Here is a 10897-nt window from a genome sequence, read left to right on the forward strand (position 1 = left end):
AAATATTGTAAGAATAAAAAACATTTCAACAATAAAATCGTTTATTAACCGAAGGTGTTATTTTTTAGAACAATAATATTGGGGGCAAAAAAGGGGCAAGAAAATGATAATTCATGATAATTAGTGCAATGATATTTTATCTAGAAACAGCGATAAATACTGACGTGATAGTAATAGACAATCCATATACATTGGTTAAGTATTTTAAGCAGGAGTCTCCATGTGTCTGATTTTTTTTTATGATGAACTATTAGCTGATGAAAATCAGCTTTTTTTGTTTTCAAAAAACAGAACTGCGCCTTCTATAAGTAATCCCTCTTAGACTATAGACAAGCGCTTTTTTTTATCTCCTTCATTCAATAAATAAAAAAAGGGGCTGTGCATAAAGTCTCCTACAATTAAAATCCGAACATGATATAGTATTGCTTCTGCGGTACAGTGGTTCCTCGTCGCAAAAGTCAGAGGAATCTATCGCAATAGAAATGATGCGGTTTCACTTGTTGGATGATGATTTATATCACAGCCTCTTGCTAAAAAGTAACTACAATAGTTATCGTTCTAATCTCATATAGATAAGTGGATATGGATTGCCTTGTTCATCAAACGCTGTTCTTTTATAAGCTTCAAATCCCATGTGTTCATAGAAATCTTTTGCCAGCGGGTTTTGTTCATTCACTGCTAAATCATTAACCAAATGTTTTTCTATCCCATATGTAAGCAATTCTTTGCCTAACCCTTTTCCTCTTTCTTCGTTCGCAATAAAGAGCATTTCAAGATGTTGCCCCGCAATTCCCATAAAACCAGCAGGTACTTGATTTTCGTTTTCTACGAGAATTAAATAGGGGATTTCTTTTAATGCTTGTGGTACATACGTCTTGATTTCTTCTATTTCATGATCTGATAGAAAGAGATGTGTTGCTCTTACAGCACTTTCCCAAATGGTTAATAATTGTTCTATCAATGGTGCTGTTCTTTCTTTTACCTCTATAATTTTCAAATTCTTGCCCTCCGCAACCTCCGATTTGTTTCATTGTATCAGAAAAAAACGAAATGCCGTATATCCAACAGATATACAGCACTTCTTGATACAAATGAATTTGTTTGAGAACCACTACGCCTGTAAGCGAGAGATTCTAATAGGGCTTGTAGCAGAACAAACTAGTAGTCTTCATGCCGAGGGCCATTCCTGCGGATCTCTTCTTGTTCTTCAGCGGATAGTTCGGTGAAGACATCACTGCCATCTAAAAATGTATTCCAATCTGTTCCCATCATTTCATGAAGTGCTTCTGGATCCTCATCGGATAAACGGTGGGTGGTCTCTCCATCTACCGTTTGTTGTTTCTCAGAGGAAGAAGTGTACTTGTGGCCAAAAAGTTTTTCCCATTCTGCTCGTAACTGTTCTAACATCGAAATCCCTCCTTTATTTTATTGTAGCACAAGGTCTTTAGAAAGGCGGTTCAAAAGCTGGAAACAAACCGACACTCGAAAGCATCCCTCTGGTACCTCGCCAAAATTGTGCTATTCTAGTAGTAGTTGAAACATGAAGCTGAAGACTAATCAAATAGCCGGCAGCAAATGGGTGAGAAGAGGGATAAGATGGAAAAAATCACGCTAGTCCACACGAATGATTTGCATTCACATCTGGAGCATTGGCCTAAGATTCGCCGTTATTTGAATCAGCGGAAGCAAGAAGCGGATCCCAGTCAAGAGACAGTGATTTCTTTGGATTTAGGAGACTTTGTGGATCGTTGGCATCCATTGACGGAAGCGACCAATGGCCAAGCCAATATCGAACTGATGAATCAAGGCCACTATGACGCAGTGACCATTGGCAACAATGAAGGTGTCGGAAATTCCAAAGAGGAGCTTCAGCATCTTTATGATCAAGCGGAGTTTCCGGTCTTACTAGCAAATCTATTTGATAAAAATGACTTAAAGCCACCAAAATGGCGGCAGGATTACCAAATCATCGAAACGAATCAAGGGACAAAAGTCGGGCTGATTGCTTTTACGGCACCCTTTCCATTGACCTATTCACCAAATGGCTGGGACATTCGCGAACCTTTAGAATTGTTGCCGTTGCTGATCAATCAATTGGAGCCGCAAGTGGATGTCTTAGTCCTGATGAGTCACTTGGGCATCAATGCGGATCGAGCAATCGCAGCGGAGTTTCCTCAGCTGGATGTGATTTTAGGGTCTCATACCCATCATTTGTTTGAGACCGGGGAAATCGTCAATGGTGTCCAATTGGCCGCTGCAGGAAAGTTTGGCTTTTATATCGGGGAAGTAACGATTACGTTAGATGATCAGCATCAGACCCTCGCACGTTCGGCTCGAGTGATCCCCACGGACCAACTCTTGGCATTTCCCCAGGATGAGGAAGAAATCGCTGGTTACCTTTCCATTGGTCATCGCTTGTTGAAAACGAAGGAAGTCGCGGAACTCCCAGCAGCGCTTCGTTGCGAAGGAAACGAAAATTCGATTATTCAAGAAGCATTGGCCGCACTTTGTGTCAGAGGACAAACCGAAGCTGCCGTACTGAATAGCGGCTTGTTCTTAGGGGATTTACCAGCAGGCCGCGTCGATCAGGATCAGCTGCATACCATCTTGCCTCATCCCATGCACTTGATTCGAGTGACCTTAAAAGGGGCAGATGTGATTCGTTTTGTGTTGGAAATGGAAAAAAACCGCCGCTTTTTACGAAATTATCCAATTGTTGGGATGGGCTTTCGCGGAAAAATATTCGGAGAGCTAGTCTATAAAGGAATTTCCTATGATGCCGTCAATCACCAAGTATTGTGGCAAAACAAAGTGATCAATCCGGTGGAAGAATACCAGATCACATTAGTGGATCATTATTTGTTTATTCCGTTTTTCCCAACGATTGAGATCGCTGGACGCTGCGAATTTTTATTTCCGGAATTTATTCGCACAGTTTTTGGCAGCTATTTAGCCAATAAGTACCCGCTTCAGTGAGAGAAAAGTCTGATGTAAGGACGACTATCATTACACCTTAAAACAAGGTATAATAGACGACAGGTGGTGAAGAGATGACCGAAAAGCAAACAATTACAGACGAGATCACTTCAGTACTTGAGGAGATCATCGAAGAACCAGAAAAACAGCCGCAAAAAGGCGAACTGGTTACGCTTATTAATGAAGATGAATTATTGATCGGTACGCGCCAATACAAATTGGTGGTGGATTATCGCGAAGGCTTTGATCCCCAAAAATTAGGCGAACGCTACAGTGAGGTTTTGTCCCGCTATGATTATATCGTAGGTGATTGGGGCTATGAACAGTTGCGCCTGAAAGGCTTTTTTGACAAAGACAATCGCAAGGCATTGCCGGATCAACGGATCGATATGCTAGAAGATTATTTATATGAATACTGCAATTTCGGCTGCGCTTATTTTGTGATCCAACGTATTGGCGGTAAGAAAGAAAAGAGCACGACCCGTCGACGCAAAAAGAAACCAGCAGCGCAAAACAATCAGAATCGTGCGGCACACATCGATGAAAAAAAAGAAGTCGTTTCGCAAAAAAATGTGAAGCCAACGATCAAAAATCGTAAACCAAAAGAAAAAAAGGCGCGATCAACAGAAACAGTTGTGAAAAAAACCAATAAAAAAGAATTTACGATCCGTCAACGAGAAGAGTAGATAGATGAAATATAAAGGATATTTAATTGATTTAGATGGTACGATCTATTTAGGAAAAGAACCAATACCAGCAGGCAAACGTTTCGTTGAAGCTTTGCAGCAAAAGGGACTCCCGTTTCTGTTTGTAACCAACAATACGACCCGTAGTCCAGAAACAGTCGCACAACGACTGGCGGATGAATTTGCCATTCATGTGGCACCGGCAACAATTTATACGGCCAGTTTGGCAACGATCGATTTTATGAAAGACCACGGACGCGGCAATAAAGTCTTTGTGATTGGCGAAGCTGGATTGATCGATTTGATTTTAGCAGCCGGTTTTGAATGGGATGATCAAAATCCGGATTACGTAGTGGTTGGTTTAGACAATGATGTCACCTATGAAAAGTTTGTCTTAGCCACATTAGCGATTCAAAAAGGGGCAACTTTTATCGGCACGAATCCTGATAAAAATATCCCTACCGAACGGGGACTGCTGCCAGGTGCCGGTTCATTGATCGCAATGGTGGAGACTGCAACGCAGACAGCACCGATTTACATCGGCAAACCGGAAGCCATCATTATGGACAAAGCCGTCGCACACCTCGGCTTACCAAAAGAAGAAGTCATTATGGTTGGCGACAACTATGAGACGGATATTTGTTCTGGTATTCGCAATGACATTGATTCTCTATTGGTTCTGTCAGGATTTACACCAAAATCCGCAGTGCCGAATTTACCAAAGCCGCCAACTTATGTCATTGATTCTTTAGATGAATGGGATTTTGACCAATGAGAAAACAAGTATGGATCGAGCGGCTAGGGATGCTGTGTTTGTTTTTATTTTTGATCAGCTTATCAATTACGGTAACAATTAATTTTCGCTGGCTGTATCATTTTGATATTCAACAGTTGAATATTTTGGATTATACCAACGTTTCAAAAGAAGAATTGATAAAAAATTATGGGCTGTTACTAGATTTCTTGAACAATCCATTTAACACGACATTAGCGTTACCGGATTTTCCCATGTCAACAGCAGGGGCAGGCCATTTTTATGATGTCAAAAAACTGTTTTTACTCAATTATGGGGTATTGATCGTAACGGTCATTCCCAGTTTCATGCTTCTTAGATCCTTTTGGAAAAATGACCAACGCTGGCGGTTACTACGACCGTTTCAATGGGGGATGCTGCTGCCAGTATTCTTTGGTTTCTTGATGGCGATTGGGTTTGATCGATTTTTTGTGACATTTCACGAAATTTTTTTCACTAATGATGACTGGCTGTTTGATCCAGTCACAGATCCAATCATCAACGTATTGCCAGAAACCTTCTTCATGCATTGTTTTATTTTGTTCTTTGTATTGATTGAACTGTTTTTCTTTGTGATTTACTGGCGGGCAAAACAAAGCCAAAAAAGACGATAGCATAAAAAAAGCATCAAGAAAACGTCAGCATTGCTGGCGTTTTTTCGATGCCGTCAGGTAGGAGATGACGCGATTTTGCCTTTGGAAATTTCAAATTTATCCCCGCGTCTTGTTTGATAAGAAGTGAATTTTACTGGTTTATTGAGTGATATAACGCGATTTGTTTGGATGCTGGTGAGCCAATCGGCTAGCTGCCGAAGCTGCGATTGCACCTACGATATCATCTAAGAATGTATGGACTCTTGGACCTTCATGGCTATTTAATTCTTTTAAGATGCCTGGTTTGACTTTATCGATGTAGCCATAGTTGGTGAAACCAATCGACCCGTAGACATTGACAATGGAAAGAGCCAAAATCTCATCAATCCCGTATAACCCTTCATCGTCTTTGACGATTTCTTGCAACGGGTGCAAAAGACTGTTTTCTTCAGCTAAAATATCCAATTGGATCCCCGTTAAAATCGTATTGTGGACTTCTCGTTTGCTAAGGACAGCGTTTACACTTTCAATGCACATATCTAAAGTGATGTCTTCGATATAATCCTTTTGCAAGAACATAACCAGCTCGCCAATGTCTCGAAGCGATACACCACGTTCCGAAAGTAATTCCCGTGCTTTATCTTCAAGTGTTTTATTTTCTAATACCATGTGATTCCCTCCAATTCTTTTTCTTACTTCTATCGTATCTTATCTTGCCCTTGGAATCAAAAAATACTGCCGAACCGTTGCGAGAATACTTGTGCAGTCATAGACAAATAAGGGACCGTGCCATAAGTCGCCTACAAGTAACACTATCCGAAAATTAACTAATATTGCTTCTGCGGTGCAGGGACTCCTCGTCGCAAAAGTCCGAGGAATCCATCGCAATAGCATATGATTCGGTTTAACTTGTTGGGTGATGACTTATGGCACAGTCCCTTGTTTCTATAGATGGTTTGATTCCAATTGTTTTTTTGCAGCAACGGCCCAGGGATGAGCCACTAGCAGATCGCTGGCAAAAAGCCAGTCAATGTAACACAGTGCGGCGGCTTCTAAGGAATCATCTAGAGCTTCTAGCAGATCCTCTAGGAAAGGTGCGGCATCTGCACGGTCCCATTTGATTTTGTCTGCCAGAAACACAATAAGATCGAGCTTTGAAAAATCTGCCTTTAGCGTTGTGTGACAGGCGATCGCAGAGAGAATCTCCGGATCGGTGATCCCAAAAATCTCTTTTGCCAAAACAGCTGATTGCTTTTGATGCAGCAGCAAAGGCACTTGTCTTTCTTCCGGCAGTACCGCCAACCCTAATTGTTCTTGAAAGGCTACCCGTTTTTCATTAGGAATAACCACACTGATATCATGGAACAAACCCGCAACAAATGCTTTGGGTGCATCGCCTGAAAATCGTTGGGCCAGCTGTTCAGCAGCATGAGCTACTTCAATATGGTGTTGGATAGTCGGAATATGGTCAAAGGCTTCTAAATATCTGTGCATTTGATCAATGAGTGTCGTGTCAGGCAAGTCAACTCTATAATCAGCTATCATGATCTACTCCTTGAACAAACTAGTGCTGTGGGCAGGTTGTGTTCGGTTCTTAGGATCAATGTAGTGAAGGGCATTGTTGACGGCAGTAGGGGCTTCTCCAAAGCCGGTTGCAATCAACTCTACTTTTCCATCGTATAAGACCACATCGCCGCAGGCATAGATTCCTGGAACAGAGGTTTGCATATCTGGTGTAACGAATACGCCTTGACGGGTACTTTTTAGTCCCCAGTCTTTGATATTTAATGTAGAAGAAAACCCGTAGTTGACGATCAAAGAATCTACTTGCAAGGAAACTGTCTCATCACCTTTGACTTGTTGCAATGTGATGTCTGTCAAACGTTTTTCGCCACTGATGTATTGAATCACATAAGGAGTCAAAATATTGATGGAAGAAGCACGTAATTTATTGACACTATGTTCATGCGCCCGAAACTCAGGGCGACGATGGATCAAGTATACTTCACTAGCGATTGGTTCCAACATGAGCGCCCAGTCAATCGCTGAATCGCCGCCACCAGCTATGGCAACTTTGCGTCCTGCGTATTTCATCAAATCGGTCACAAAGTAATCAAGACCATTGCCTTCAAAGCGCTCACTTTCAGGTAAAGACAACTTTCTTGGTTGAAAAGACCCATTGCCTAAGGCTAAGATCACTGCTTTGGAGTAATGATTGCCTTTATCTGTGATCAGCTCTAAATAGTCCTCATGCTTTTCAATCTGTAAGACGGTTTCTTCTAAACAGTATTGATGATTGAAGGTAGTCAGCTGCTTTTCAAGATTTTGAACCAACTCATCGGCTTTGATCTTTGGAAAGCCTGGAATATCATATATATATTTCTCAGGATAGAGTGTGGCCAATTGCCCACCTAGCTGAGGTAAACTATCGATCAGTTTGGTTTTTGCGTTGCGCATACCGGCATAAAAGGCAGAAAACATACCGCTTGGTCCAGCGCCAACGATGGTAATATCATATATCTCCATAGTGCATCTCCCTTTGATGATTATTCGAATCAATTGAACGAATAGCTTTATTATAGCAAAAAATGTCTAAACTAGCATTTTTTCATTTTTCTGCTATTATTGTTTTAGTATATGAGTATAAACAAGGAGGCGTTAAGTGTGTCTGAATTTCCACAGCTACATTTAAAAGAAACAAGTCACAAAGCAACTATCAAAACCAATCGCGGAGATATCACAGTGATGCTGTTTCCAGAATTGGCACCCAAAACAGTGAAAAACTTTGTTGAACTTGCCAAAAAAGGCTATTATGACGGCATTATTTTCCACCGTGTCATCCCTGATTTTATGATCCAAGGGGGCGATCCTACCGGAACTGGTATGGGGGGCGAAAGTATTTATGGGGGCAGTTTTGAAGATGAATTTTCAAAAGAACTGTTCAACTTGCGTGGGGCTTTATCAATGGCAAATGCTGGCCCAAATACAAACGGCAGCCAATTCTTTATTGTCAACAATCAAAACGTACCGGCAAATATGCTTGGTCAATTAGAAGGCGCAGGCTATCCTTCTGAAGTAATCGAAGCGTACCAACAAGGCGGCACACCATGGCTAGACTTCCGTCATACCGTTTTTGGCCACGTTGTAGATGGTATGGATGTTGTGGATGAAATTGCAAATGTGCAACGGGGACCGCAAGACCGTCCTGTTCATGATGTTGTAATCGAAACAATTGAAATCAGTGAATAAAAAAGGAACCCCGCGGGGTTTCTTTTTTATTGTTTCGATTATTTGAATGTAGCGGCGATCTGCAGGAGGCCTTTTTGCAGCGTTTCCCGAGGACAAGCCAAGTTGATCCGCATATGCTGTGTGCCAGCCGGGCCAAAGTTGATACCTGGATTCAAGACCACTTTTGCTTCTTTGATCAATTTGCGTTGCAGCTCTCGGTCAGAAAGACCGTAGGCAGAAAAATCTAGCCACATAAGATAGGTGCCTTCTGGCTTTTGAAACTGTACTTTTGGGAGCTGTTCGGTCAAATATTGACATGTCCATTCGATATTCCCTGATAAGTAATCCAATAATTCATCCAACCAGTCTTCCGAGTCGCGATAGGCGGCTTCAGTTGCGACAATGCCGAATGTGTTGATTTCACTTTGAACATTTTTTTCTTGCGCCATCACGAATTGCTTTTTCAAATCCGGGTTCTTGATGAAGATCATTGAATTCTTGATACCAGCCAAGTTGAAAGTTTTGGTTGCTGAAGTCAATACAATCGAGAACTCAGCAAAAGCAGGATCGACTGTCTGGAAAGAAACAAATGTATTCGGAGCAAAAACGATGTCTTGGTGGATTTCATCACTGACCACTATCACTTGATGGCGATGACAGATCTCGCCAATCGTTTGCAACTCTTTGGAGGTCCATACACGACCACCAGGGTTATGAGGATTACAGAGAATCATTAGTTTGACATCATTGTCTACGATATCAGCTTCCATGGCTGCAGGATCAATTTCGAAGTGGCCGTTTCTTTCAATCAGCGTATGACGGACCAATTGGCGTTGGTTTTTTTCTACGACAGCTGCAAATGGAGGGTAGACCGGGTCATGAATCAGTACACTGTCGCCTTCTTTGGTGTAACTTTGGACGGCTAATGCGAGACTGGGAACCACGCCACTGTTAAACAAAATATCTTCTTTTTCTAATACATAATTGTGTTTGCGCTTTTGCCAGGAGATAATTGCTTCGTATAAGCTATCAGGAAAAACAGTATAACCGTAGATGCCTTGATCAATCACTTGCTGCAACGCGTTCTTGACCGGTGTAGGAGCCAAAAAATCCATGTCGGCTACCCATAGAGGCAATAAATCCTTTTCCTTATAGGTCGCAACGATACTGTCCCACTTCACACTATTGGTATTCAACCGTGAATGCACTTTATCAAAATTCGTCATATGTAGCCCTCCTAGATCGTTTTTTCTACTACTTCAAATCTAACACTAGTTCAAGTATAATAAAAGATGAAAAGAGAGGAAATCATATGAACTATCAAATTGGAACGATTATTGACGGAACCGTTACAGGTATTCAGCCATACGGCGCATTTGTTTCTCTAGATAAAGAGACGCAAGGCTTGATCCATGTTTCTGAGATCCAATCGGGATATACAAAAAATATCCACGATGTCTTGCAAGTTGGGCAAGATGTCCGCGTGCAGATTATCGATATTGATGAATACAGCAAAAAGATCAGTCTGTCTCGCCGAACCCTAGAACAAAAATTTGTTCAGCTTCCTTATAAGCGCAAAAGGTATTTTACGAATAAGAATAAACGAATCGGTTTTCGGACGATTGCTGAAGCATTACCGAAATGGACAGCAGAAGCCAAAGAGATGCTGGAAAAAGAAAACGGCAATAGATAATCGTGTACATTTTCAGAAAATGTGCTAAAATTGGTTTACAATCAGTTGAATAACCGAGGTGGGTATTTTGGGATCCAAAAAAGTGGCAGGAACAGTTATGATGCACTTGGCAAATGGCTCGAAAAAGTTTTTAATGCAAACGCACGAAGGTACTGCAGAATTGGCGTCGACAGACTTCTCTGAAGACAAGACCGGTCTAGCAAATATTTTACAATTGTTTAAAGACAGTATTCATTTAGATGTGACAGCGATCGATCTTGTTGAGTTAACCAATGGTTCGATTGATACTGAGAATATTCCACTTTTTGTTTTCGAAACCAAAGAATCAGGACAAGAGAAACATTTACCTGATGGTTATGCGTGGGAAGAACCGAATGTTTTCAGACAGATTATTGAAGATTACAAAATAGAAGGTATGCCATTCTTCTAATAGAATGTAACAAAAAATTGTATGAAAAAAAGTCGTTGATTCGGCTTTTTTTCTTTTTGGAAACATTATTGAAAAAAACTGAAAAATAAGCTTGACCATCGCTAGGAATAATGGTAAATTTATCAACGTTGGCAATTGAGCTGACGGTCAAAACCTTTCAAAAAAAATTTTTGAAAAAAGTACTTGACCAAATCGAATACAGATGATATTATAACGAAGTCGCAAAAATAAAAAATCAATTTGGTGCTGATATAGCAACAAAAAAGTTTAAAAAAGTTGTTGACAAATAACAAATCATTTGTTATTCTAATTAAGTCGCTGAGCAAGCGAAAGAAGTCGTTGAAAAACTTCTTCTGAAAAAAACTTTTAAAAAAGAGTTGACAATCACTTGTCGATCTGATATGATTTAAAAGTTGCTAACGCAGCGAAGTAGACCTTTGAAAACTGAACAAAGCAAGCAAACGAACCAATGTGTAGGGCGCTTCATTTATGAAGCAA

General features: G+C 40.9%; 13 protein-coding genes. 7 read left to right on the forward strand and 6 right to left on the reverse strand.

The window, feature by feature from the left end; translation table 11 throughout:
* Positions 1-550: 550 nt before the first annotated feature.
* The gene (locus Q0A12_RS01765; protein WP_291291004.1) at positions 551-997 is read right to left on the reverse strand and encodes a GNAT family N-acetyltransferase; all 447 of its coding nucleotides are present in this window, start codon (positions 995-997) and stop codon (positions 551-553) included.
* Positions 998-1158: 161 nt separating this feature from the next.
* The gene (locus tag Q0A12_RS01770; protein WP_291291005.1) at positions 1159-1407 is read right to left on the reverse strand and encodes a hypothetical protein; all 249 of its coding nucleotides are present in this window, start codon (positions 1405-1407) and stop codon (positions 1159-1161) included.
* A 189-nt stretch (positions 1408-1596) separates the two neighbouring features.
* On the opposite strand from Q0A12_RS01770, the gene Q0A12_RS01775 reads away from it, so the two are divergent.
* The 4 genes from Q0A12_RS01775 to Q0A12_RS01790 all read left to right on the forward strand — a co-directional run bounded on the left by Q0A12_RS01775 (position 1597) and on the right by Q0A12_RS01790 (position 5069).
* Positions 1597-2976 (forward strand): bifunctional metallophosphatase/5'-nucleotidase, encoded by a 1380-nt coding sequence (locus Q0A12_RS01775; RefSeq protein WP_291291006.1) that lies wholly within the window; start codon positions 1597-1599, stop codon positions 2974-2976.
* A gap of 74 nt (positions 2977-3050) precedes the next feature.
* Positions 3051-3662: a YutD family protein gene (locus Q0A12_RS01780; RefSeq protein WP_291291007.1), complete on the forward strand. Its 612-nt coding sequence runs from the start codon at positions 3051-3053 to the stop codon at positions 3660-3662.
* 4 nt (positions 3663-3666) lie between these two features.
* Complete coding sequence (locus tag Q0A12_RS01785; RefSeq protein ID WP_291291008.1) at positions 3667-4437, forward strand: TIGR01457 family HAD-type hydrolase; 771 nt, start codon at positions 3667-3669, stop codon at positions 4435-4437.
* On the forward strand, positions 4434-5069 hold the full coding sequence (locus Q0A12_RS01790) for a TIGR01906 family membrane protein (RefSeq protein WP_291291009.1): 636 nt from the start codon (positions 4434-4436) through the stop codon (positions 5067-5069). Before Q0A12_RS01785 ends, Q0A12_RS01790 begins: the two co-directional genes overlap by 4 nt.
* 138 nt (positions 5070-5207) lie before the next feature.
* Here Q0A12_RS01790 and Q0A12_RS01795 read toward each other — a convergent pair whose 3' ends face one another.
* From Q0A12_RS01795 to Q0A12_RS01805, 3 genes are all read right to left on the reverse strand, one after another.
* The gene (locus tag Q0A12_RS01795; protein ID WP_291291010.1) at positions 5208-5717 is read right to left on the reverse strand and encodes a phosphatidylglycerophosphatase A; all 510 of its coding nucleotides are present in this window, start codon (positions 5715-5717) and stop codon (positions 5208-5210) included.
* A 276-nt stretch (positions 5718-5993) separates the two neighbouring features.
* Positions 5994-6593 (reverse strand): bis(5'-nucleosyl)-tetraphosphatase (symmetrical) YqeK, encoded by a 600-nt coding sequence (yqeK, locus tag Q0A12_RS01800; RefSeq protein WP_291291011.1) that lies wholly within the window; start codon positions 6591-6593, stop codon positions 5994-5996.
* Between the two features lie 3 nt (positions 6594-6596).
* Complete coding sequence (locus Q0A12_RS01805; protein ID WP_291291012.1) at positions 6597-7574, reverse strand: NAD(P)/FAD-dependent oxidoreductase; 978 nt, start codon at positions 7572-7574, stop codon at positions 6597-6599.
* A gap of 111 nt (positions 7575-7685) precedes the next feature.
* Between Q0A12_RS01805 and Q0A12_RS01810 the strand changes: the two genes are divergently transcribed.
* Positions 7686-8297, forward strand: a complete 612-nt coding sequence (locus Q0A12_RS01810; RefSeq protein WP_291291013.1) for a peptidylprolyl isomerase — start codon at positions 7686-7688, stop codon at positions 8295-8297.
* Between the two features lie 38 nt (positions 8298-8335).
* Here Q0A12_RS01810 and Q0A12_RS01815 read toward each other — a convergent pair whose 3' ends face one another.
* On the reverse strand, positions 8336-9502 hold the full coding sequence (locus Q0A12_RS01815; RefSeq protein ID WP_291291014.1) for a MalY/PatB family protein: 1167 nt from the start codon (positions 9500-9502) through the stop codon (positions 8336-8338).
* Positions 9503-9588: 86 nt separating this feature from the next.
* On the opposite strand from Q0A12_RS01815, the gene Q0A12_RS01820 reads away from it, so the two are divergent.
* Both Q0A12_RS01820 and Q0A12_RS01825 read left to right on the forward strand, forming a co-directional pair.
* Positions 9589-9969: a CvfD/Ygs/GSP13 family RNA-binding post-transcriptional regulator gene (locus Q0A12_RS01820; protein WP_291291015.1), complete on the forward strand. Its 381-nt coding sequence runs from the start codon at positions 9589-9591 to the stop codon at positions 9967-9969.
* Positions 9970-10036: 67 nt separating this feature from the next.
* A complete protein-coding gene (locus tag Q0A12_RS01825) occupies positions 10037-10399 on the forward strand; it encodes a hypothetical protein (protein ID WP_291291016.1) in 363 nt (120 codons plus the stop codon).
* The last annotated feature ends 498 nt before the right edge of the window (positions 10400-10897 follow it).

The organism is Enterococcus sp., from assembly GCF_022711995.1.
In the GTDB taxonomy this organism is placed as follows: Bacteria; Bacillota; Bacilli; order Lactobacillales; family Enterococcaceae; genus Enterococcus_D.

Bases quoted from the DNA above. Each gene is read 5' to 3' on its own strand.
- Q0A12_RS01770 (WP_291291005.1), bottom strand. From the start codon at position 1,407: ATGTTAGAACAGTTACGAGCAGAATGGGAAAAACTTTTTGGCCACAAG.
- Q0A12_RS01775 (WP_291291006.1), top strand. From the start codon at position 1,597: ATGGAAAAAATCACGCTAGTCCACACGAATGATTTGCATTCACATCTG.
- Q0A12_RS01780 (WP_291291007.1), top strand. From the start codon at position 3,051: ATGACCGAAAAGCAAACAATTACAGACGAGATCACTTCAGTACTTGAG.
- Q0A12_RS01785 (WP_291291008.1), top strand. From the start codon at position 3,667: ATGAAATATAAAGGATATTTAATTGATTTAGATGGTACGATCTATTTA.
- Q0A12_RS01790 (WP_291291009.1), top strand. From the start codon at position 4,434: ATGAGAAAACAAGTATGGATCGAGCGGCTAGGGATGCTGTGTTTGTTT.
- Q0A12_RS01795 (WP_291291010.1), bottom strand. From the start codon at position 5,717: ATGGTATTAGAAAATAAAACACTTGAAGATAAAGCACGGGAATTACTT.
- yqeK (WP_291291011.1), bottom strand. From the start codon at position 6,593: ATGATAGCTGATTATAGAGTTGACTTGCCTGACACGACACTCATTGAT.
- Q0A12_RS01805 (WP_291291012.1), bottom strand. From the start codon at position 7,574: ATGGAGATATATGATATTACCATCGTTGGCGCTGGACCAAGCGGTATG.
- Q0A12_RS01810 (WP_291291013.1), top strand. From the start codon at position 7,686: ATGAGTATAAACAAGGAGGCGTTAAGTGTGTCTGAATTTCCACAGCTA.
- Q0A12_RS01815 (WP_291291014.1), bottom strand. From the start codon at position 9,502: ATGACGAATTTTGATAAAGTGCATTCACGGTTGAATACCAATAGTGTG.
- Q0A12_RS01820 (WP_291291015.1), top strand. From the start codon at position 9,589: ATGAACTATCAAATTGGAACGATTATTGACGGAACCGTTACAGGTATT.